The sequence below is a fragment of the Rhodohalobacter sulfatireducens genome, from assembly GCF_022012475.1.
Classification (GTDB): Bacteria; Bacteroidota; Rhodothermia; order Balneolales; family Balneolaceae; genus Rhodohalobacter; species Rhodohalobacter sulfatireducens.
In genome coordinates, this window is record NZ_JAKLWS010000004.1 from 221,391 (window position 1) to 246,417 (window position 25,027).

General features: G+C 42.3%; 14 protein-coding genes. 3 read left to right on the plus strand and 11 right to left on the minus strand.

What is annotated here, in order from left to right; translation table 11 throughout:
- Positions 1 to 9: 9 nt before the first annotated feature.
- Positions 10 to 2,292, minus strand: a complete 2,283-nt coding sequence (locus L6773_RS05405) for a TonB-dependent receptor (RefSeq protein WP_237852838.1) — start codon at positions 2,290 to 2,292, stop codon at positions 10 to 12.
- 181 nt (positions 2,293 to 2,473) lie between these two features.
- Between L6773_RS05405 and L6773_RS05410 the strand changes: the two genes are divergently transcribed.
- Positions 2,474 to 3,088 carry an IS1595 family transposase gene (locus L6773_RS05410; protein ID WP_237852839.1) on the plus strand — a complete coding sequence of 205 codons (615 nt, stop codon included), beginning with the start codon at positions 2,474 to 2,476 and terminating at the stop codon, positions 3,086 to 3,088.
- Positions 3,089 to 3,183: 95 nt separating this feature from the next.
- On the opposite strand, the gene L6773_RS05415 is transcribed toward L6773_RS05410, so the two are convergent.
- From L6773_RS05415 to L6773_RS05445, 7 genes are all read right to left on the minus strand, one after another.
- Positions 3,184 to 3,513: a hypothetical protein gene (locus L6773_RS05415; protein WP_237852840.1), complete on the minus strand. Its 330-nt coding sequence runs from the start codon at positions 3,511 to 3,513 to the stop codon at positions 3,184 to 3,186.
- On the minus strand, positions 3,500 to 3,949 hold the full coding sequence (locus tag L6773_RS05420) for a MerC domain-containing protein (protein ID WP_237852841.1): 450 nt from the start codon (positions 3,947 to 3,949) through the stop codon (positions 3,500 to 3,502). The genes L6773_RS05415 and L6773_RS05420 overlap by 14 nt, the downstream gene beginning before the upstream one ends.
- A gap of 349 nt (positions 3,950 to 4,298) precedes the next feature.
- Positions 4,299 to 4,670 carry a hypothetical protein gene (locus L6773_RS05425; protein ID WP_237852842.1) on the minus strand — a complete coding sequence of 124 codons (372 nt, stop codon included), beginning with the start codon at positions 4,668 to 4,670 and terminating at the stop codon, positions 4,299 to 4,301.
- 44 nt (positions 4,671 to 4,714) lie between these two features.
- Entirely contained in the window at positions 4,715 to 5,440 is a 726-nt protein-coding gene (gene scpB / locus L6773_RS05430; protein WP_237852843.1) for an SMC-Scp complex subunit ScpB, read from the minus strand.
- A gap of 79 nt (positions 5,441 to 5,519) precedes the next feature.
- On the minus strand, positions 5,520 to 6,671 hold the full coding sequence (locus L6773_RS05435; protein ID WP_237852844.1) for a M14 family metallopeptidase: 1,152 nt from the start codon (positions 6,669 to 6,671) through the stop codon (positions 5,520 to 5,522).
- Entirely contained in the window at positions 6,658 to 8,559 is a 1,902-nt protein-coding gene (locus tag L6773_RS05440) for a CBS domain-containing protein (RefSeq protein WP_237852845.1), read from the minus strand. Before L6773_RS05440 ends, L6773_RS05435 begins: the two co-directional genes overlap by 14 nt.
- Positions 8,560 to 8,573: 14 nt before the next feature.
- The gene (locus tag L6773_RS05445) at positions 8,574 to 10,529 is read right to left on the minus strand and encodes a CBS domain-containing protein (protein WP_237852846.1); all 1,956 of its coding nucleotides are present in this window, start codon (positions 10,527 to 10,529) and stop codon (positions 8,574 to 8,576) included.
- A gap of 387 nt (positions 10,530 to 10,916) precedes the next feature.
- Between L6773_RS05445 and L6773_RS05450 the strand changes: the two genes are divergently transcribed.
- A complete protein-coding gene (locus L6773_RS05450; protein ID WP_237852847.1) occupies positions 10,917 to 11,774 on the plus strand; it encodes a transglutaminase-like domain-containing protein in 858 nt (285 codons plus the stop codon).
- A gap of 499 nt (positions 11,775 to 12,273) precedes the next feature.
- On the opposite strand, the gene ggt is transcribed toward L6773_RS05450, so the two are convergent.
- Together ggt and L6773_RS05460 are read right to left on the minus strand one after the other, a co-directional pair.
- Positions 12,274 to 13,830, minus strand: coding sequence for a gamma-glutamyltransferase (gene ggt, locus L6773_RS05455; protein WP_237852848.1), 1,557 nt, complete (start codon positions 13,828 to 13,830; stop codon positions 12,274 to 12,276).
- 95 nt (positions 13,831 to 13,925) lie between these two features.
- Positions 13,926 to 21,317: a lamin tail domain-containing protein gene (locus tag L6773_RS05460; RefSeq protein WP_237852849.1), complete on the minus strand. Its 7,392-nt coding sequence runs from the start codon at positions 21,315 to 21,317 to the stop codon at positions 13,926 to 13,928.
- A gap of 445 nt (positions 21,318 to 21,762) precedes the next feature.
- On the opposite strand from L6773_RS05460, the gene L6773_RS05465 reads away from it, so the two are divergent.
- Positions 21,763 to 22,053, plus strand: coding sequence for a hypothetical protein (locus L6773_RS05465; protein ID WP_237852850.1), 291 nt, complete (start codon positions 21,763 to 21,765; stop codon positions 22,051 to 22,053).
- 118 nt (positions 22,054 to 22,171) lie between these two features.
- On the opposite strand, the gene L6773_RS05470 is transcribed toward L6773_RS05465, so the two are convergent.
- Entirely contained in the window at positions 22,172 to 25,009 is a 2,838-nt protein-coding gene (locus L6773_RS05470) for a TolB-like translocation protein (RefSeq protein WP_237852851.1), read from the minus strand.
- Between the last annotated feature and the right edge of the window lie 18 nt (positions 25,010 to 25,027).

A 25,027-nucleotide genomic window follows, 5' to 3' on the forward strand; every position in this document is an offset into this window, starting at 1 on the left:
TAAAATCTTTTAGAACCTAGCAGACGCCTCCATATACCAAATGCGTCCGGGAAGATTTGGGGTATTAATGTTTCTGTGATTGAAAAGATTATCTACTCCAAGCTGGAGATTATAATCCTTAAAGAGTTCTTTGGACACGGACATATTCCAAACCATGTGTGAGGGTTCAAATTCGCTGCTGTTTACAAACCCGTTTCCATTGCTGTCGTAAAGCCCATATTCTCCCCGATACATTCCGCGAATGGTTCCTCCCCATCCGGCGGCATTGTCATAGAAAAGTTTCACGTTGCCGGAGTGTCTGGACCGGTTGAACATCGGCTCATAGGATGAAAAGGTGCGTGTTACAATTTCTCCCTGGTTATCTTGAACGGTTCGTTCTTCTTCAAATAAGCGCTTGGCATCAAGGAATTGATACCCGACTGATGCCTGAATATTTGAATTCACTGTCCATCTCAGTTCGGTTTCGATTCCCTGCGTATATACATCATGCAGGTTGAAGTAGGAGAATACAGACTGACCGTTGGTTTTTCGGGCGATTGGAGCTGTTTCAATCAGGTCCTTTACATTATTTCTGAACAGATTAACGCGCCATCGGATTCTGTCGGTCAGATCAACATCTGCACCCAAATTGGCAGCCCATGAAGACTCGGCTTTGATCTCCTCCAAACTTGTAATCGGGATTAATACCTGATCGATATTTCCCTCGTTTTGAAGTCGCTCAATTCCCTCACGAACCGTACTTGATCCGAATACACTGTAACCCGCGGTTGAGTTATTAAAATTCAGGAAAAGCTGACGAAATTCGGGCGCTTTGAACCCTCTTCCGATGGAGCCGCGCAATTGAATACGGTCAGTATGATTGTAGCGTGCAGAAAATTTTGGGCTGATTTGTGAGCTGTATTCACTGTGTCCATCAAACCGAAAACCACCGGTAACTTCCAACTTTTGCGATGGAATCCAGCTATGCTGCAGGTACACAAAATTGGTAATGAAATCCGGCTGACCTGGATATCGCTCCGCATCGAGGTCTTCTAAAACCAATCCCGTCCCAAAAACTGAATGGTGCTGATCAGTCAAGCGATAGGTCACCTGAAGTTCCGGCTTGTTGTAATATTGATTGAATTCTGTGTATTCATACGTTTCACCGGAATCCCGAAACTCTAAATCGGATACTGTTTTATAAAAACTTGTCATCCAACCGAGTTCCACGTTCAAACGGTCGAAAAGCGTGTATATAAACCTCGGATTGGCTACAAAATCTTCCTGTGATGCATCAGAGTTCAAGATTTGCTGGTCGCCCTCCGAAGAGGAAATAGAACTGAGATTATTCTGAGTTTCTGTAAAATATCTCGCTGATGCATCGAATTTCAACCTGTCTGAAAGTCCAAACTCCGTATTATAACTGAACGTGTAGTTAGAAAACTCAGGTACAGTTTGGGAAATGGAATTCGGATTCAGGCTATAGCCTGCAGAACTATTTCTGTTGACAAATAGCTTATTATTCCAACGATCTCTCTTAATACTGAGGTCAGCACTCAGATCAAGATTACTATTCTCGCCATACCGTGTTGTGAAAGCTGCCGAAACCGGCTCAACGGAATTTTCTGTAATGATATTAATAACACCGGCCAGTGCATCACTGCCCCATAGTGCAGATGAGGGACCTTTTACAATCTCAATCTGTTTCACATTTCTTACTGAAATTCTCGACAGGTCCAGAGTTCCTGCCGTTCGTCCAATTACCGGATTACCGTCAATCATGATGAGAGTATAATCGGATGCAAAACCCTGTACCTGGATGCCGGAACCGTGGTCATTCACAATCTGTAAACCTGTCTGCTCCCCCAAAATGTCATCCAGTCTAACACTTCCTGAATTTTGAATCTGGCGACCGGTCACTACAGTAACAGGAATGGTGACTTCTTCTATATCACGACGAGTTCGGGTGGCAGTAACAACAACTGTTTCAGATTCATATACATAGTCTTTCATTTCTACAGTGAGTACACTGTTATCTAATTCATTGAGTTTTAATTTTATCTTTTTGGGTTCATAGCCTACTCTTGACGCTACCAGTGTAACTAACCCATTTGAGCCAAGGTCGCCATTAAGATCAATTTGAAATGACCCGTCACCTCCTGTAATAATAGTTTGGCCGAATTCTTCAGCCAGAAGATGAACATCTTCAATGGGTTGCTTACTGCTGTCTACTACAATTCCCCGGATTACCTGGGCATCCGCACTTTTTGAAAAGATGATCATCAAAAAACTGATGAGACAAAATGAACGCATAAACTTTCTGTTGCGATTGAGCTAAACTGTTTTTAAATAGTTGGCTAAGTTTATTTAGACTTAATCTAAACAAAAAGTATTATTCACTAGGTTGATGAAAAAAGTTATGGGTTACAACAACTTCAAAAATTGGGCATGACTATTTCGTAAAACTGAAAATGCACTAAGTATATATTTATCAATGAAAAATAAGTATGTAAATCGTTCAAAAATTAGTGAAGCAAAATTCAGGCAGTTAATTCGATATTTCTCACTCGATTTAACGGCTATTCAAATAACTGAGTTAATCGGGTTGAACAGGAACACAGTAAACCGATACTTAACGGAAATTCGGAAAAAAATTCTTACCTATTCTAGTGCCATCTCGCCACTGACGGAAGTAAATATTTCTTGCCTTGATACCTCAAATTTTGATTCCCTTTGTGTTCTAATTCGTGAAATGGACGGGCAAATTTATACAGAAACGATCCCTAAAGAGGTGGCTTGGAACCCCGATAACACACTAAAAAATGAAGATCTCCAAAAGACTGGTTACGATTTAGTTATCGATTTTGAAACCGGTAAGCAATTCTTTTTAAAGGAAAATAGCATAGGTAGTGAAAACCACCAACGAATGAAAATAAATCGAATTGAGAGTTTTTGGGGAAATGCCAAATCTAGGTTAGCTAAATTTAAAGGTATGCACTCATCAACACTCAAATACCACGTCAAGGAATGTGAATTTCGGTTTAACAACCGTAACAAAGATCTGTATCAACTACTACTAAAAATCCTGCGGAATGACCCATTGTTTTAGTCAAGACCGACTCCGTTCTTCGACAAATTTTTTTTGAAATCATGACTACCAAAGACACTGAGCTGTAATAAAACTGATACCCGGATAGAAATATATTACGCCTTCTCAACACAGGAAGGACACTCGACCCACTCCTCACTTGGTATATGCTGAATAGCTTTTGGACTATTCCCCCTCTCAAAAACCGGTTTAAACAGAACCTTTCCTTCGTCTTGTTCCGTGCCGCAAGTATGGCAATTCACGTGGTGATTAACCCGAAGAGGGGTGTATCCGGTAATAACCCATCCATCGTGACCCTGGTGAGAAGCAAGGCTCTCCAGCGCGGCTCGAACCGTCTGTGATTTGTTGCCATCATAAAACTTCTCAGCGAGTTCCCCAAGAAGATCTACAGTAGAATTGTCGAGTGTAAAATTAAGACGTTTCATGATATTTATGCATTTCCTCTTCTGTACTGGGATGATGATTATGCTTATCTATATTGCATGTTTGATGGTGCCTGTAGTTGAACCAATGACCGGCAATTAAAGCGAAACTTCCCGCAACCGTAAACACTGTTTCAAAAAGAAGCCCGATCCAGTAATGGCCGAAACTCCACCCGATCAGTAACAATATTAAGCCACCTGTTAAGAGGCCGGTAATTTTTTTATCGAAATGACTTCTGCGAGAAGCATAATAAACAGTGGGTAAAATCAGCATGATAAAAACGGGGTGCATCCAGTCATGCATAATCGTTGTAAACTCCCACAAAGGAAGAATGGCAATTAACACGGGAACCAAAAGGCAATGAATAGCGCAAATTCCAGAGATTCCTATCCCGAGTTTATCCCATAGAATGGAAGCAGCAAAACTTTTTTCTGACAAAATATTAAACAAATTCATTTTGAGTGTGTATAAAAATACACACTATTTACACACTAATCAAAGAAATTTGTTGCACCAATAAATTTAGTCCGCCAGAACCGGGAAGCTATAAAATTAAATCTCATCTCCAAGCTCTGTTCTGAAATGGTTAATCAGGCTGCTCCGCTATCCCTTCTTGACTGCAAAAACTAATAAAAGCGAATCGGCAAGTCTCGATACGTTAAACTGCTCACTCAAATCGATATCACATGGGTAATTTAACGGCTCAGGCGAGCCGTTTTACATTTGAAATTTGAACCCGCCTGATCTCTCGGAGTGGCCAGACGGGTATTCGAATGGATAAATTTTGTTATTCCTTCGTAGCAGAAAATGGCAGCATGCCTTCCGGCGTTCGAACTGTACCGGACATCTCATCTTCTTCAAGTGTGCAAACTGTGGTAACCAAGCCGCCATCAACATATGCTTTGAAGGTTACCGTATCTGCTTCAACAGTCACGGAACTCAAAGAGATTACACGGCCCGATTCAAAAACTATTTTACCGGAGTATTCTTCATCTTCTCCCTGTTCAAATACAATTTGACCTTTGCTGTATTGGGGTGCTGTTTGTTCAACTTGATAGTTCCATGCGCCGGTGAGTTCATCGGTTACCTGCATACTGCCGATTAACGTCAGCGAACACAGAGCGATTGCGAATAGTATAAAAGCGTGCTTTTTCATCATCGTTTATTTTTGGTTCATGTTGTATTGGTAGAAATTAAATACCTTCAGGATTCGGGCTCCTCTTTTGAATCGTCTTCCTCTTTCCCGTTTTCGTTCTTTTCATCCATCTCTTCTGCAAAATCTTCAAACAGTTCCCTTGCCTCTTCATCTTCAAGCTCCATCTGCCGTTCCATCAGCAAGCGGCGATGTTCAGCCATGTCATCATCTTTTAAAATTTCGTCAATCTCTCGCGGTTTTGGAAGTTCATCGACAGAATTAATACCAAAATGTTTCAAAAAATATGTAGTCGTTTTGTAGAGCAATGGTTTCCCGGGTGAATCTGCTCGACCAGAAACTTTAACCAACATTTTCTCCAACAGCTGCCGAAGAATATATCCTGAATCCACGCCCCGAATTCCATCCACTTCCGGTTTGGTAATCGGTTGCCGGTAGGCTACAATGGCCAGTGTTTCGATAGCGGGTTGAGACAATTTTCGATAAGCGTTCTCATGTTGAAAAATACTAAGCCACGGGTGATACCTCGGCTGAGTGATAAACGTATAACCACCCCCTGTTTCTTCAATACGGAAAGACAGATCGTTCTCCTCAAACCGGGTATTCAACTGATCCACAATTTTTTGAATGACTTTCTGATCCAACTCCAGCTCTTCCTCACTCTCTTTTATGATGTCCGATAACTTTTCCCATGATATCGGTTCGGGACTGGAAAAAATGAGAGCCTCAATCACTGAGGTAAGCCGGGTTCCATCTACAAATCGGTAATCTAACATTCAGGTTTAAAAACTGACTTAAATTTACTTTTTAATTCATCGCCCCGAAGCGTCGGGGTCATCCGATGACTCAGCACCACTAACGCCGGTAACATATTAACGTATTTTCATCTTTTTGCGTAACCCGGTATCCCAACAGGTGAAAAATATCTTTAACCAGGAAACGTGCTGTATTGGTATCGACCTCAAAACTATTATCACTTAATTTGCTTACACCCGGCAGATATTTCAGCAAATCGTGAAAAAAGCTTTGCCGTAAAACACCCGAGAGTGTCAGCCAGAATTGTGGCACCTCGCGGACGATTAAGAATCCATCATGTCCAACTTTCTGGTATAATGGCATAAAGATTCGGCCCGATACAGGGGCTTTAATCAATTGATCATTTTCATAGGCCAGCGGGGTCTCTTTTTCCACCTGATTAAAATTTTTAAATCCTGATATCATCTCAAACTTTTTTGGGTCTTCAACGATTTTATGGTGGATCACTTCGTAATAGGTATCGGGAACACCGTTGCTGTTTCTTAAAATATCCTCATTTAGCAAAACCTTCTTTTCGGTTAGCCTGTGAAGCCCTAAACGATGTAGGACCAGCCATATAAATGCCTGGCATCTTTCCACTGATTCTATTGCCCGGTGTGCCCCCGCCTCAAACCCAATGGCTTTAAATCCCAGGTTGTTGATGTAGCTTAGAAGTGTTCCCTTTATATTCTCTTCAATCCCTAAAATTTGAGGTACCGGGAACTCACGTGCCAGGTTTCTGTTCGGCAGGGTGTCGTTCAAAAGGATAAAAGCACAGCTTTGCGAGGATGTGGTATGCAGGTCAATAAATATAAACTCACTGGCAGACCCTGAATGCTTCTCAATGATATGATCGATCGCTTTTTTAATTTCCAGGCTTTCGACGTACTCAACCGGTCGGTTTTCTGCTTTTCGTATAGAAAAATCCTGGTTTGTATTAAACCTCTCCCATAATCGATTCAGGTCGGTATCAAGAAAACGTACACCTAGCTTTACTGCTTCAATATTCCCGGTTATTGCATAGGCAGAACCGTTTATCTCATGACCTGAAAGTTGTTGAGCAACATGATCTACTGCATGAATACCTGCCGGCTCATTCCCGTGGATGCCCACAAAAAAAACGATTACAGGCCCCTCTTGATACCCAGTTTTCGCCCATCGTATCCGCTTAATTTTTTTTGGCTCTTTGTTTTTTGTTTTAGTCTTTTGCATCCGAGTGTTTCTTCATCTTATTCCAGATATCCTGTGTATCCTTATCTGTAATAATTCCTACGAGCACATCTTTTTCAACTACAGGAAGACAGCTGATATTCTTATCAATCATCAACAGCATGGCATATTTTATATCTTCATTCGGGCCTATGGTAATGGGATCCTTCTCCATCACATCAGACGCCGTGGCAAGGCCATCTTTTTCTGGATTGTTAAGATAATGAACCAAGCGATTTTTTGTAATGATTCCTTTCAATTTTCCGCGGCTGTCCTCTACAGGAAGATGGTTAATATCTCTCCAATCCATAACTTTTAAAACCAACTCTGCAATATCATTTTCTGTGACGGTAACAAGATTGGTCGTCATAATATTACTAACCAGATCATATTGTATTTCAAAATCTGCGCCCTCACTCTCACCGGCTAATTCCCACTCGTGAACCGGTTTATCAGAAGATCTGCGATTATGCATGATAGCGGTGAGTGCTACCGTGGCTTCGTCTCGTTCCATCGTTTTCCGAAGGTTTCGGTAGCTGTCTACAATCCATCGTGAACCGGTTGCATAATTTTCTGCACGGGCCTCAATAATATCCAGATTTTTATCAATATCCTTCTTATCTACTCCCTTCTTCTCGAGGCCTTCGCGAGCCATTGGAATGAGCATCTCCAGAATGAGCCTCCTGGCCGACATCAATTTACCATCCCATATCATTCCGCTTTGGATTCCCCACATAGCGGCTTTGTAGAAATTTTCCTTTACCTCGTCAAAATTAATGCGATTCCAAATATTCCGATACTTGTCAGGCAGGTTACTCATCAACCCAACCCAGAAGGCAAAATCTGCTATTTCATCCTCTACAGTAGGTCCGGACGGCAGGTATCGGTTTTCAATCCGAAGATGAGGAGTGCCATCCAAAACCCCGTAACAGGGACGGTTCCATTTATAAATGGTACCGTTATGAAGCTGCAGAGCTTTTAGCTTTGGGATTTCACCGTTATTCAGGGTTTCAAGTGAATCACTCTCAATGTCCGTCAAAAATAATAATGTATGCCGGGCAATATCATTCTTATATACATCCGATACGCTTCGGATCCAGCGATTTCCGAACGTTACGCGTTGTTCCCTTTCTCTCAGATGATATCCCTTACCACGCGTATCAATACTCTGTTGAAAAAGAGGAATTCGCGTTTCTGCCCATAACTGTTTACCAAAAAGAAGCGGGGAATTGCACGCCACCGAAAGTACGGGACCGGAAAGCATCTGAGCCCAATTGTACATGTCTGTAAAGTCATCCGGTTCAACCTGGTAGTGGCATTGAAAACTGGTATTGCAGGCTTCAAACAGAATATTACTGTGAGTAAGTATTAATTCATCTACGCCGGTAATGTTCAACTCAAACTCTCCACCTCTCAATTCAGAAATAATATTTGCCAACGCTTCATAACGCTTTTTGGGTGTCATGTACTCAAGTTGTACAGCTCTGAAATCGATCGATGGCAAGATACCTGTTAGTATAATGGTTTCTTCCAGGGTATTGGCTGCATCTTCAGCTTTATTCAGGAGAGTTTTAAGTTGTGCTTCTACCCGGCTAAAACAATCACCACTTAACTCTATTGGATCGAGATTAAACTCAAGATTATATTTGGCAAGCTCGGGGGTTAAATGGGGGTCATCCACCTTCTCTAAAATTGTCAAAGCATTCATGGAGGGTTTGAAATACTTGTCAACCAGGCAAAACTCCTGTTCCGCACCAATACGGGTCACCCCCGATTCTATCTGCTTATTTTGAAGCATCTGGTCAATTGCCTCAACATCGTGTAACAGATGCTTAAGGAATAACTTCCGTGATTCCGGATCTTTTGCAATTGATAGTTTCTGCTCACCCATATTCGCTGCCTACCTCATTCATTGCTTAATTTCTCGGAATCTGTCTTATTCTTATCCTCATCGCTGTGTAAACGTCTTAACAATCTTGATGTGATAATCATATAATTTTGTTCCGTTATAATACCCACAAGCCGATTATTTTTCACTACAGGAAGACACCCAATTCGCTGACTGTCCATAATATCAATCGCCTCTAAAATGGATGCTTCCGGATGGATCGTAATTGGATTTTTAATCATGATCTTCTCCACCGATTTGCTGGTATCGCCTTTATTGTGAATAATATCGTTAAACTCCCTGAATACCATACGCATGGTTATAAGCCCGACAAGGTGTTTACTGTCGTCCTCCACGGGCACATAACGAATTCTTCGCCATTCAAATAAATTAGCCACCAACTCTATAATATCATCTTTTTGAACGGTAAACAGGTCGGTGGTCATAAACTCTTCTACCAGGAGGCTTGACGGCTGCCACATCTCCATATCGTCGAGCTTTGCCAAGCCCCATTTATGCGCCGGCTCACCCTTTTTTTGATTTTTGATCATCGCATTCACAACGGCTGACAACGCCTGCTCCCGGCTAATATCTTTCGTGAGAGAGTTGTAAGATTTCACCATCCAGTAACTACCGGTTTGAGCCGCATCAGTTCTCTCTTTAATAATATCCAGATAACTGGTCGCATCCCCGTCATCTACACCTGCTTTTTCCAAACCTTTTTTAGCGAGAGGAAGCAGCTCTTTTGTTATCAGGTCTACAGCGGAATACCGTTTATCATCCACCCACTTAAACTTTGTATCAAGCCCCAATTTCGAAGCCGCAAAAAAGTTCATACGTGCGTCATCAAAATCCAGTTTTTTGGTGATATCCTGGTACTCTTCATCCATGCCGTTCAGTAAACCGAGCCAGAAAGATGCGTTTGCAATTTCATCACTCACCGTTGGGCCTGATGGAAAAATTCGATTCTCAATTCGTAAATGCGGAATACCATTACTGATGCCATAACAGGGTCTGTTCCATCGATAAACAGTTCCATTATGAACTTGCAGTGCCATTAATTTTGGAATTTCCCCGTTATCCAGGAGCTCATCCACATCTTCAGTGATGTTCGAGCTCAGCATCACCCTGTATCTGGCGATATCTTCTTTGTAAATTTCCAGGATACTGTCCTTCAGCCATTCATTTCCAAATGTTACGCGAGGACTACTTTCTCTTAAATGATCTCCAACTTTTCGTGTATCTACCGATTGATGAAACAACGCCACCCGAGTCTCAGACCATAGTCGTTTTCCAAACAGAAGCGGGGAGTTCACGGCACTTGCCAGAACCGGGCCCGTAATGGCCTGGGCAAGATTGTATTTCTGTACAAATTCATCGGGTGTTACCTGGATATGAACCTGGAAACCGGTATTACAGGCTTCCAGCAATGGCGTATCAAAACGCATCAAAAGCTCATCCATGCCCTGGATTCTTAAATCGTATTCATCTCCACGCAGCTTATTGATCGCCGCGCAAAGTGCTTTGTATCTAGGAAGTGGTGTGAGATTTTCAATATCGAGGTCAGATTTTCGAATGGTGGGAAGAACCCCGGTTAAAACTATATCACCGTCAAACTGACGAATAGTGTCGCGAACTTTATCCAACTGGCGGAGAATATTCTCTTCCATTTTTGAGAGACAGTTACCCTCAAAATTTAGTGGTGCCAAGTTCGTCTCAAGATTAAATTTTGCCAGTTCTGTCGTAAAATTTTCATCATCCAGGGCTTCCAGGAGTTCCATGGAGATTGGAAGTGGTTTTCCATACTTATCTACCAGGCAAAGTTCTTGTTCTGCCCCGATCCGCACAGTATCTTTTTCAAACAGATTGCTTTCCAGCATTCTTTCCATCGCCCTGATATCCTTCAACAGGTATTTGATGAACTCCTGCGTTTGCTCCCTGTTCTCTGCCAGTTTTACGGTTTCAACGCCCATAGTTGATTGATTTTCGAATAATTCTGTTCACATCTACTCATATGCATACTTAATAGCAATTTAAATGAAACCGAACAAACTCGGAAACGATGATTCCTAAATCCTTTATCAATAAAAACCCTGTTTTATTACTTCTCATCGAATCAATTAAAAATATATTATCTATCATTCCTTTGGGAATTTCATCTATCCATTAATCATAAAATCAAAAACCGTCTATATAATAACTACACTTTACTGGTCTTTAAAAATCCAGTACATTTTTGAGCAATAATACTGTCTCCAACTCTTTTACCTCTTGCAGATAAATTGAATTAAAATTGCTACGGTTTCAGGGAATCGTTTAATAACTGAACCTGTTGTAGAAGCAAAGAAATTAATATACAGATGAGCAAATCCAACAGACGGGAAATAGAATCACTTATTTATCTTTTAGAAGATCCCGACCCGGAGGTTCAGACCGGTGTAAAACAACGCTTCCAGGAACTGGGTGAACATGCCGTCCCCCTACTGGATCAGTTTCGAGCCGAATCCGTAAAGGATTCTGAAAAAGAAACGATCAACAATATAATCTATAATATTACAGCCGGAACCGTAATTGAAGAATTTGCAGAGATTATTGAATCGGGAGTTCATGATCGCAAACAACTCGAGGGTGCTCTTTTTACGCTCTGTAAATTCGGGAATCCAACACTTCGGGTTCGGGAATACAAAAAGAAACTGGATAATTTGACGGCACAAATTGGAAGTGATATTGCCTACACACCTTCCATCAATGAAAAAATGCAGATTTTGCTGCAATATATTTTTCGCGATCTCAGGTTTCGGGGAGATTCGAGCGATTACCATAACACCGATAATGCTTATCTCGACCGCGTGATCGACCGAAGGAAAGGCCTGCCGATAATGTTGAGTTGTGTTGTGATGTTCATCGCCCGTCGATTAGACCTTCCGTTTTACGGGGTCAATATGCCGATCCATTTTATGCTGATGTATCAAACTCACAACCAGGAAGTCCTTATAGATCCATTTGACGGCGGAACTATAGTCACATACAATCAATGCTGCTATTTTCTAAAAAAGAATGGAATTGAGCCAAAACCCGAACATCTCGAGAAAGCCGATGAATCAGAAATTCTGGTTCGATGCATCCGTAACCTGATCCACAGCTACGCCAAAATAAAAGATGAGAGACGAGTGGATGATTTGAGAAAGTTGCTGAATATGGCAGAGTTGGAAGGATGAATTAAATCTAACCCGACTCGCTGAGCCGGGAAAATATTTCGAGATTAAATGGTGCAAGCGTATTGAGTTTTTAGCTGGCAGCATTCCAAGTTACAAACTAAACCAGCTGAGCTTGAGAAATAAATTCTCCCTTCGAAGGGTGACCGTGTTCTTCAATAAGTTCTTGATAAACACAGAGGGATGTTTACAAGAAACCAAAAATTAAGTTTTATACACTCTCAGTGGAGACAGAATTTTCAAATGTTCTTGAAAAGTTCGGAAGGGTGTTCACTTAGCATAATTCTGAGCTGGAGACCAACGCCATCCTAAATTTTCATTCTTCAACTTTAAAAATTCGTGTGATAGCGCAAGCGTCTATGGTCAACGAAACCTTTGGCGTAGTAGAATTGCTTGTGCTACGTTACGAAAGGCACGAGCGGGACCCCGACGGTTCGGGACAGGCTGCTCGCGCCATCCTACCCATAAGTGGAATAGTTGACTATCGGCTCAGCGAGCTGATTTACAATAATATGGAAACCCCACCCCGTCTGGGATCTCCAAATCCTGAAAAATGTCCCTCCTTCACCGAAACAGCATGAACACCCCCGAAAAACAGGTTTCCCTTTTCCCATATTTTGTGATTCGGGTATTTTTCTGATAATTCCGCGATAATCTCCTCAGAAAAACCCTTTTCAATATTCAGGAAATCATTCTCAAAGTGAATTCTGGGTGCTTGAATGGCTTCTTTCAAGTCCATTTCATTATCAATCAGGTTGAGCAGAACCTGTAAGATCGCAGTGCGAATTCGATTTGAACCCCCTGAGCCGAGCACTACTTTTTTACCATCCCTTAACTGAATAATGGCCGGTGCCATCATTGAACTTATCCGTTGGTCTGCAGGCCAGTTGTAAAATCCCACCGGGTTGAGATCTTCTTCACCCAGCATGTTATTCATCATCACACCGGTTCCGGGGATCATCACCCCGCTTCCGGAACCATTGCTGGTTGTAAGGCTTGCCATATTTCCATCAGTATCAACAATACTGATCTGCGTTGTGCCCCTGGAGGCTTTTCGCCGATGTTGTACCTGTTTTTTGTACATCTCAATGAAAGGGGCATGCAACATTTCCTCGAATTTATTAGGATCATCATTCTCAATTATATTTTCAATCCGAGCCCGATTGGTCATCTCTTGCACCTCCACAAGAAGCTCCGAAAAAGATTGGAATGACTTTCGGTCTAATGATTCCATCAACTTCAGTGCAAATGCAATCAACAACCCACCTGAGCTTGGTGGCGGATTCATACTCAACGAACTGTCCCTGTATTCCAAATGCAGTGGATCTCTCTTCTCAACCCGATAATTTACCAGGTCCTCGCGAGTCAGATGACCACCTTCCTCTTCACAAATCCTGCATATTTTATCAGCTACTTCTCCATCATAAAAATACGATTCGCCTTCCATCGCCAACTCTTCTATAAAATCTGCCAGCCGGGGTTGAGTTAGCCATTCTCCCTCCGAAATAAACGCTCTATCTTTTTTTCGACTCCTGAAAATTTTTGAAGCTTCCTTGTTGGATGCATATATCGCCTCCGTAATCTGGATAGCACCGGCCTGAAATGAGTTCATCTTTACTCCATCTCTCGCCAACTTTATGGCAGGCTCCGCAAGACCTGGAAATGGCATAGAACAGAGATCCCGATGGATTTCAAATAATCCTTTAACCGTTCCCGGCGTGGCCATAGATCCCGGTCCGATATGAAATTCCTGTTTTGCGTATCCAAAATCGGCAGATATAGGAAAGAAAGAGAACTCACTTTTAGGTTTGATTTTGCGGGGAGTCTGAACGAAAAAATCGTACAATGTTTGCTGACCACCGGCCGTTTCAGCTAGCAAAAACCCACCTCCTGCAAAAGATGCCAAAACTGGCTCAACTACACAGGCTGTAAGATTAGCAGCTACAACTGCATCAAAAGCATTCCCACCACTTTTTAAAATTTGTGCAGCTGTCTCTGCTGTGGCCTGATGACCAGCCGAAACAGCTCCAATTGTATGATTATTTAATTTCTTAGGCACTTAAATCCGCGGAGTTTCAATCTAAACATCTTTTTCTGAAGTCAGCAAAACTTATAAAATAAATCTCGGATAAACTTCGCGGATTTTCGATGAGATTAAAACTTTCTTGCAATCACGACAGTCTCTTTAAAGGATAGATTTTTCCCGTTGGCGCTATTATAAGCTTCTAACAGTACAATGTAAATTCCCACCCGATTTCTGAGACCATCATCGTTTTTCCCATCCCAAATTAATGAGCCTTTAAAACCGGCTCGTTTGGCCTCAGCCAGTTTCCGAACCAGCCTCCCAAAGCGATCATAAATTCTCACTTTAATCAGGTAATCAGGTTCATCAAATGAATAATTGATCAGCAGGTTATCCTCAAAACCGTCACCATCGGGAGAAAACGGGTTGGGCGTAAAATCAAGATCGTTGCCGCTGATCGTCTGTTCAGATCCTTGGTAAATAGAGTTTTCTGACCCGGGAGAACCACCGAGTGGAGTGGAATTTGAACCCCAGTTTGCTTCATCATTTGTTTCAAAATTTGGATTGATCCGTTCGAGAGAAATTCCTTTCGTATCTACGATATTCGGGTTGTGCCATTCCGGAACATAAGCCACCATATCGATGGTTTGCATCGTGCTGTCGGCCAGGTAAATTTGGCGGCCGGTGTTAGTAAGGCTAAGCGTGGTCCGGTCAGTTTGAATCGCAAATTCCTGCATATTACCGGAGAGACCAAAAAAATCAGCAGTACGGCTGTTTGTGAATGGAATATCCTCCGGTTCGGGATAGATCAGTGCATATCCATTAGCAGGCAGCCACTGTCGATGGCTCCGAATCGGTTCAATGATAGAAACCTCACCATCCTCATCCGGTTCATCATGCAATACAAATCCTTCGAGTGAAATGGCATAGGAGCGACGATTATAAATTTCTACATACTGGGATTGATCCGGCAAACCGTCTCGCTCTTCAGAAATCGGATCAAACATAATTTCATTGAAAATGATGTCGCCTTCAGAAATAGGCTGTGCAATCGGCTGCTGCAATTGAGTTGCCATGTTGCCCTTGTAATCACCCAAATTTTCTACACTTAATGTAACCTCCTCGCCCCGGGAAACGACTGAACCATCCAGAATCACCCGATCACCTGAATCCTCATCATAATAAAGAAGCTCGGCCGAAGTGCCGTTCAACAGGAATCGGGCGTTGAATTGAGCCTGTTTTTGAACCCCTCCGCCTTTAGCCAACTTGTTCTCGCCGCCAAGTGCCAGATCTACGTATTCATTAAATTCAACTTCAATTGAATCCTGATGAATAAAATTGGCAAACAAAATTTCCGGGGCTGACTCATCTATTTCGAATATGCTGTTTTCCATGCCCGGTGTTGAGCCACGCTCGGATGTGCTGGACTCCCAATTCCCGGGATCGGTTGAAAGGCCTGCCGGATCTTTTCTTTCGAGTGAGATTCCCGGCTCGTCAACTCCCCAGTCGGCCTGATAATATAGACTATCGATGACGCTTCCGGTTGATTTTTTTAACGTTATTGCATCTCCGCTGTTATTAAGTGACTGGAAATCGGGAACGAACACAAATTTATTGGAATCGTCTGCTAAGTGTTGGGAATCTGTGAATACCAGGGTTTCATGTTTGCGAATGTTTACCCCTCTTGGAATTTCCGTTTCATCTGTAGAATCACCCAAAAGCCAGCCGGACAGATCGTAATTTGAATCTGTTCTATTGAATATCTCAATAAATTCTGCACTGGAATCATCAGACGGTTCATACATGATTTCATTAATCACAACCTGTCCGGGCGCTATATCTCCAAACTCCAAGTATCGGACAGAGACAGTGACAGACTCAATTTCATTTCCGAAAATATCACCTATTCTGCTGATTGTAATCTCATATTCCTGGTCGTTCACCAGTTCATCCCCTGCAAAAAGGATCACCTCATTTCGATCCAACGCAATCATTGAGATCGGCAAATTTGGTGTGATATTATAATTTTCATCATCTGTTGCCTGGTCACTGTTCAGACGTTCATTGAATGTCAATATAAAGCCCTGGTCCTGGTACTGAGCTGCACTCACAATTTCAGGAGGACTTACATCGGGTTCGGCTTCATTTGGTAATCCCGGAGTTCCCAGTAACTCATTTGGAGATTCGGCCCAGTTTTCACGGATTGTGCTCTCCACATCATAGCTCAAACGCTCTAAAGCCACACCATTTCCGCCCCATTCCGATGGTTCGTATTGAAGGGAATCTGCCATCGAGCCGCTGTTCGTAAAAAGTCTAATTTGATCAGCAACAGTAAGCGTAAAAGTCGGGAAATTTGAAAGCTCAATGATATTTCGCTCACCAAAAATCTTTTGCAGAGCCTCCGAATCTTCCGTTAAAACGATTAATTCACCGGGTTCCAGGGCGAGATCGTCTTCAGAAATGATTCGCTCTGAATCGCCCGTAACATCTCTTCGCTGAAGGCGCCATTTTCTGAGGTTTAATAATTTGCTTGAAGTGTTAATCAGCTCTACATAGCGCACATACCCAGAGGGCGGGCGATACATAAACTCATTGATCAGGATATCTCCATCACTGAACGTATCAAATATTGTAAACTGAATTTCTAAATCTTCACCTATTGAAAATCCACCCGCCGATCTCAAATTATCATCAATTACTAATGTTCGCTGACCACTTTCCAACGGATCAGAAAATTCAAGAAGAAGGATTTGGTTCGTTTCTAATATAACTGAATTTGGTCTGGTACCATCAACTGCGAAAAATGCAGGATCGACATTACTGTTGCTAACATTCGCATTAAATTCAACCCGGACCGATGTAGGCGATATCGAACGGGCACCAACAGCTATGAAATTAAAATCACCCTCAATTTCATTCGGCAGTCCCGGAGTACCGAAATCTTCGCTTGGCGAATCGGCCCAGTTTTCTGAATACAGCGAGGAACGATTGGCTCGACGACGTTCCAGGGATACTCCGTCACCACCCCACTCAGGGCGATAGCGCAGAGAATCGATTATCACACCTTCGGCATTTGCCACCACCACATTATCACCTCCATTTTTCAATGTTGAGAGCCCCGTTCCCGCATTCAAGTGAGGGATATCCTGAAAGATGTTCAAAAGATTGAAATTCGGCAGAATGGCGATATAGGAATTCGGCGGAAGGATTTTTTGCTCATTGGTGAGAATATTTCTTGATGCTGTATCATTTGCCTGCTGCCAGCCGGCCAGGTCAATTGCTTTATCACTGACATTATACAGTTCGATATACTCAGTATAATTATCCGGCTCATTGTACATGATCTCATTGATTACAACATCACCCGGTTCGGCTGTTTCAATCAAATAGTAGGTGAATGAGACAGATGCTTGATCCAGTTCATTGCCAAAAATGTCAGGAATATCACTGACCGTTATAGTATAGGATTGCCCAGAATTAAGGGTTTCATCTAAAAACAGTACAGCTTCGGTACTGCTGGTAAAGGTAACTTCATCGATAGAAATGCCGCCACTTATATCAAAGTTACTTCGATAAATCTTTGCTTGATCCAATGCCCCTGAAAACAACACCCGAATGCTCTTTTCGTCTATATAATCAGCACTCAGAAGCTTTGGTCCTTCTGTGTCGACATCAACCGAGTTTTCCTCACCCGGTGTTCCTTTGAGTATGGCCAGGGATTCGTTCCAGTTGTTCATATCGGAGCTAATGGCCCCTTGGTCAATTCGTTCGAGAGCCACTTCATCCCCACCCCACTCCGAACTGTATCGGAGGGAATCGAGCGTAACGCCTTCGGCATTCGTGATGACAATCTCATCCCCGCTGTTTTTAAGCGCCGGAAGACTGCTGCCTGCATTAATAAAGTCAATATCCGGGAAAACGCTGAGTAGTTCTTCGTTGGGCAAAATAATCATGTATGATTCCGGTGGAAAATAGACCTGCCCTTCGGTCAAAACCCTGCGGGTAGCGGTGTCATTGGCCTGCTGCCAACCTGAAAGATTGAATACTTTATTACTGATATTATACAGCTCAACATATTCAGTATAACCATCCGGCTCATCATACATAAACTCATTGATAACAATATCCCCAGGCTCGGATGTTTCAACAAAGTAGTAGGTAAAAGAGGCCTGATCTTCATCCAGTTCATTGCCAAAGATGTCGGGAATATTGGTGACGGTGATTGTGTAGGATTGTCCTGAATTCATCTCCTCATCTAAAGAGAGTTCTGTCTGAGTTGAGTTGATGAATGAAACACCACTGATGGAGGGACTTCTGTTGATGTCAAAATTTCCGGTTGAAATCACATCTGTGTCCAACGATCCTCTGAAGGTGACCAAAACGGTTTCTGCATCTATAAATTCAGCCGATATAAGTACGGGGGCATCATCCGGACTGACTGTGTTATCTTCGCCCGGAGTACCCAAATCTTCATCCAACGACTCGCCCCAATTGTTCGGATTGTTCGCCGGTGCACCACTACTGCGACGTTCCAGTGCAATTTCAGAACCACCCCATGTCGTAGGATCGTACTCAATCATTTCCACCGGATCTCCATCAGGATCAAGAAATCGAATTTGGTCTGATACAGTTTGAGTAAAACCGGGGAACTCTGTCATTTCAAACCAGGGCCCTGACCCAAACTGATCTTTTAACAGTTCTGAATCTTCCGTGATCACGAGGTAACCTCCGGGTTCGATAGGCTGATCGAATTCAGTAATTGCACCACCTAAACTTGTTGAACCTTCCGCCCGAAGCAGTTCAAAATTTTTTATGGTTAAAAAACGACCGGATTGATTATAAAGCTCCACATATTGTGGATATCCACCGGGAGGGTTGTACATAAATTCGGTGATCAGAATATCGCCATCTTGGTACTCATCAAACCGGAAAAAATCTGCTTTAGAATTATCCTCAATCTGCCAGCCTTCCGTTAAACTCTCCAAATCGTTCACAACGATTTCGTAACTGCCGGTTGAGAAAGAATCGCCAAAGGAAAGACGAACCGTTTCGGAATTGTCAAAGGTGAAGCTGGAGGGAGCCGTTCCATCTCCCAATTCAAAATCTGATAGATCAACGGTTGAAACTTGCAAAGGCAGCGTGAACTGAACGAGCACATCGTTGGTGCCATCTGTTTCCGCAGACAGAATTCGAAATGGATTTTCGAACGTGAAATTAAACTCCTGCGTGCCAGAGACTTCATTACCGAAAATATCTTCCACATTTTGATAGCTAAATGTGTACTCAAACTGATCCTCCATGGTGTCATCCAGGTCAAACTTGAGCGTTCGAGGATCGGAAGTAAATTCAGCATTATTGATTACTTCCCCATTGTCCAAGCTAAAGTTACCGAGGTTGTCGACCGCATCATCAGACAGCGTTCTCGAAAATGTGATTCGCAATGTAGCTGGCGATGGAAAGGATGCCTCAACTGCTCTCGGTGGATTTGTCGGTTCTGTAATCGTGCTTGGTAATCCGGGCGAGCCTGTCAGAACATCTTCCGATTCAGCCCAGTTATCCCGGATGTCAGCTGAAACGTCAAATGAATAACGTTCGAGTGAGACCTCGTCGCCACCCCACTCACCGGCATCGTAGGTCAGTGATTCAATCTCTTCATCTTCATTTGTTTCGAGAATAATTTCATCGGAAGTTGTTAAAACCAGTTCTGGAAATTCATCGGCCTCAACAAAATTTCGATCTCCAAACTGTTCTTCAAAAACCGGAACACCTCTCGTGATGACAAGATATTCACCCGATTCAATCGGCAGATCTTCATCAATGCTGATGTTCTCATCATTGATCGTAAAATTCCGCAGGTTCAGTAGTTTATCAGCCCTGTTGTGTATCTCTACGTATTGGGGACGATCGTAGGTGGCGGTTCGCCAGGATATCGGCACACGATAATAAAACTCGCTAATCACGAGATCGCCTGCATCATATTCATCAAACAATGTAAATTCAACGGTTGTACCTGTTTCGATTTGCCAATCTGAGTTGCTTGATATATTCTCGATTTCAAGTACGCGCTCACCTACATCAATCGGCGTGCTGTACGTGATTCGAACCTGGTCCGACTCTTCAAGGCTGACATTCTTTGGCGAACCAAAGCCTGTAATTTCAAAGTCTTCCTTATCAAGAGTTGCATAATCGATATTCTGCGAGAATGTGATTTCGAATTCGGTACGGCTCAAATATTCAAAATCTGTGACGAAGAAAGGATTGGAAACCGTGAAATCGAATTCCCTTGCACCGACAATGGGCCAGTCGTCTGTGCTGGTCACATTCCGAATGGTAAGTTCATAATCTCCAATTGCCAGTGAAGAGTCCAAATTCATGTAAATCGTATTAGGTTCGGATGTATCGTCATAATCAATGGAATTTGGGTTGATTCCACCTGTGGAGCTGGCATCTTCCGTGATCTCAAAATCTGTCAGGTTCCAGGATGTTTCAGCCGGTGGTTCGGTAAACTCAACGGAGATACGGTTTGATGTTTCCACATTAACAGACACTACTTCAAAGGGATTGGTGACTGAAATATCTGCCTCTGAGTCTGCCGGAATCATACCGCCGTAAATGTTATCTACATCATTTACCGTTAGGGTGTAGTTGCCGTCCGGTAAAACCGAGTCGTAATTCAATCGAACGGTGAAATCATCCTCCGGGCTTACAGATGTCGGATTCCCAAGTCCGCCATCAATTGAAAAATCAGTGGGATCAAGAGAAGTATTGTCTATTTGATAATTGAAAGTGACGTCGATTTCAGTGGCAGATGATACTTCAGCCGAAACTACATCAAAGGGTTCTGAGTTTTCAATAGAAATGTCATCAATAAAAAATTGATCTGCTCGGGAGGATGTATATTCTAAATAAAACCCAAAGTGACGGGAAGAGGTATGCATATTATCATTAGTAGTACCAACCAAACTTGGACTACCGCCATATCCTGAAGATTCATAAAGACTCCATGTGCCTGAATTATCTCTTGTTACTCGAACCTGGAATGGCCCACCTGATGAGAGGTCTAATGTGCCCGTTAAAATTTCATTGCTGCTTCCATTTGTGTATCTCAGTAGTTTGAATCGATCATCTGATCCGCCTTCTCCATATCTTATCGCGTAACCATTTACATCTCCTTCAAAATCATCCGTATCTGAGATCAAGAAAATTTCACTAAAGTTCGATCCTGAGGGTGGAAAGTTCAGGTCTATAAAAAATTCCCATACGCCATTTGTTGTCGTAGACTCAGTTCTTATTTGAGTAGAACCTTCATCCGATAAATTCAATCTCAGAAGATTATTCCCATTAACTTCTTCAAAACTAAAATCTAAAAGATCCCCCGTCCATTCTGGATTTTGTGTGAGATCTTCATCTTCAAAATCATCCTCCAATATAGTTTGCTGTGCTGAAGCCTTGGTAACCATAATCAGCATAAGGAAAATGGAAACCAGTACTTTTCGAAATGTAGCGTTCCGTTTTAGTCCCATCACAATTGCAACGTAGTTTTGATGAATAGATACTCTGAAAACGCATATTGACTGTAACTACCTGTTTCGGATTACAGTCAAATAAATCTCCTTCAATATCAATGAAGGCATGTTTATGTGTTAATAATCACAATACATGAAGAAATGACTCAATCGTAAAAAAGCAGGAGTTGTGGTTCTCCACCACAACTCCCGGAAGGACTTGAGAAGTGTGCTCAATCACTTCTCAATTTTCTCTTTGTGTTCGTGTTCTCATTAGTATGAACCATAAATGCGAAAAACCTTACAAAATTTTCTCAATTTTCTTGCAAAAAATTTATTTTAACCCTCAACAATAATTCTACTCCTTCAAATTTTGCAGAAAAAACCCATACCATTTCACCTATCAGTTAATCAAGGCTTTGCTGAAGCACAAGGATTGATTCACGTTAAAAAATCAAGTCTTGTGCTTGAATTTGAAATTAAAGATGCAATTGGCGGATTTATTAAGTCGGATTTAAAGGAGGTGGAAATTCCTTTTGATGAGATTGAATCGATTGCCTATAAAAAAGGTATATGGGGAGGCACAGTAAAAATCGAAGGAAATTCCATGCGAACGTTTGAAGAGATTCCTGAATCGGAACAGGGCAGATGTGAACTAAAAATAAAACGAAAAGATCGTAATGAGGCAGAAACGTCCATCAGTTCTGCACGAGTCGCCCTCTCAGAATATAAGTTGGACAAGCTCGATGAATGAACAGACTTGAGAATTGAGAGATGAGGCAGATTCTGAGATAGCGCGAGCGTCTCGCTCGTGCTTGGAAAATATTGATTTAATTGGCTACGTCACTACGGCTCTCAAATCTCACTTCCGCTTAAAACGGAACCACCGCTTTTACCCTGTAGTAAAGATCCACAAAATCATCCTCAAAAAGATCATTCACCGGTTGTGCTATCCCAACTGAGTGCGCAAAGCTCAATCCAAAAACTCGTAGCTCATTCTTAATTTCTGCACCGGCGCCCCATCTATCAATTGTCGTTGCAGATCCATCCTCTTGAATGGCATCACCAACGATAGCTGCATCTGTAAATAATGTCAGTGAGGTCGATCCGAGACGGATCAAACCAAGTATTTCTGTTTGAAGGGAAGGGATAAATGGCATTCTGTACTCAGCAGATCCAAAGAGTACGCGTTTTCCGGCTACATATTTTCGATAACCGCGAACCCGTTCGGAATCATTAAAAAACTGTACAAATACCTGGTCCGGCAGGGTGATTGTGATATTGTCATACCGGGTTAAACCGATATCATTCTGTGGAAAAGGCCTCCCCCATTGCTGTTGATATCGAGCCTGCAAATAAACCCGTTGAGTGCCAATGGATGGCAGGGTCGTGTATGTGTTAATGTCTGCTTCTAGATAGCGAACATCCGAGCCCAAAACTTTGTCAGCCCCAAGTAAACTGGCTTTTATCCCATACCCGTCTAATGGATGAATAGCATTGTTTTTCCAGGGTTTCTGCTTTTGGAGTGACCATTCAATTTTTAGATCGGTTTGTCGTCCCTTTACAGGTGTGGGAAGTACCGGGCCGTTTTCAAAATCCTCGCGATCTATTGGATTTACGAGAACATGCCTAATTCGAGCGGTAAACCACGAAGATTGATATGATTTACTGAAGGAGTCAATTGGCCACGAAACCATTACTTCTCCACCGATCAATTTCTCCATCAGGTAACGACTGCCATAAAATCGTGAATTTGCAGGAAGATTGTATGCCGAAAATGTAAGACTCGGAAAAAATTGATTATTCTGATAATTGACAGCTCCATACGAATTCTCCTTTGTATTGGGAAATGAAAGCGAGCCGAAAGCCGTGAAAAGATGTTTTCCGATCGGTTCGAGCCAGTTCGTTGTTCCGCCAATCCCCCAGTGGTCCGGACCGGCATAATATGGCAGAGCAATTGTAGCTGCATGCGTGATATTTCGAAGCGGTCGATATTCGTACTGGTCAACCATTTTTAACGGATCAGCTTCAATATCGAACGGAATTTCATGTGGTGGAGATTTTAAACGCCAACTTGAATAAGCTTGAGGAACTTCAACTGGCTGTGATGCCGGCTTACGGTTCACATCAATCCAATAAGCATGATCCCGATTTTTAGTTTCACTTGCCTCAATTAAGAACTGTTGATAATCAACTGAGTCGGTTTCTGAAATCCATCCAAACAGGTCCCCGCCCGTAAACAAGTTTGTGACGCGCCGGGAGGAGTCTGATTCAAAGTCATACACAAATACATTCGGCACCTCATCTCTGAGCGAACTGAATGCAAATTGCTTCTGATCCGGACTTAAAATCGGCCGATGATTGTCCCCTTTCCCATCATCTAAAAGAACTCGCTCCTCTCCATTTTCAGGATTCAATAGAATAAACCGGCGATTCAAATTTTCATCAAACTTATAGAGGAGCCATCGATTTTTATCCGGAAGCCAAGTCGGCCAAGCAAGCTGAACATCAGACTGGTAATTTGTAATTCTGCTCTCTTTACCTGATTCTAAATCTTTGATGAACAGATTACCAATTCCGTCTTCATTTACGATATAGGCAATTTGTTCATCATTTTCTCCCTGTGTTGGAAAAGCCGCCTTCCGGCTTATAGTGATTCTCTTTTCCTCTCCACTTTCAACATTTAGCAAATAGATATCATTATAAAGTGATGAATTCTCACCCCTGGATAGACGTGAATAATACAGTGATTTCCCATCTCTGCTCCAGCTCATATCATAGTTAATACTTCCTTCTGCTACTTTTCGATATTCTTTTGTCGAATCGTTTTTAACGATATAGAGAGAGCGAACCGGGCGGGAAAGTGACTGTATAGAATTTATTGCAATCAGCCTGTCATCAGGACTCACTGTCATATCACGGTAATATTGACCCGGCAAATCAAAAGGTTCTGTACCTAACGAATCCGTCCGTTCCATACCTGCTGCTACCGTATTGTAGTACACATTTACATGTTTGAGCCAATCATCGTAAAACGAATCATAACCGCCATCAACGTATTCATTAAAAGCCTCATCAAAGTCGTGATATTCAAGCAACCCAAGTTTTTTATCTCGCCAGGAAAGCATATCCACCAAAGTACTGTCACCATATTTTTCGGTGAAGTATCGTAGTTGTGAATTTCCCACGGCATACATCAATGCACCATTTTCAATAGACTGACCATCCCTAAAATTTGGACTATTGTCGAAAATGGCTTTTCTGAGCCATCGATCTCCTCTCTGCGAATTCCATTCTTCCGTTTCATATTGTGCGAGTCCCTCCGTCCAATGACGTTCAATGGGTGTAGCGATGAGGAATTGCAGAATCCCCATATCCGACCACACGGCTTTATAGTGAAAAATATGACCCAATTCATGGGAAATAACATGTCTGAGCCATTTTACACTTCCATTTCGCCCGGCCCTGAATCCATTCAGATTGACCCACATCATGGAATATCCCCGCCCCATTGGATTGGCAAAACCGTTTTCAATTTCATCTTCATCAGAAAAGTATAGCCGCACTTTTTCTGTAAATGTGACTCCCATATTCTTTGAGAGAGCATCATAAGATTCTTCGGCAATGGTACCAGCCAACGTTTCAATTCCTGATATTCTGTCTGGATAGATGATCTTGAAGTGTTCCGTTTCAAGAACCTGCCAATCCAATTCAGGATGATTTCGGCT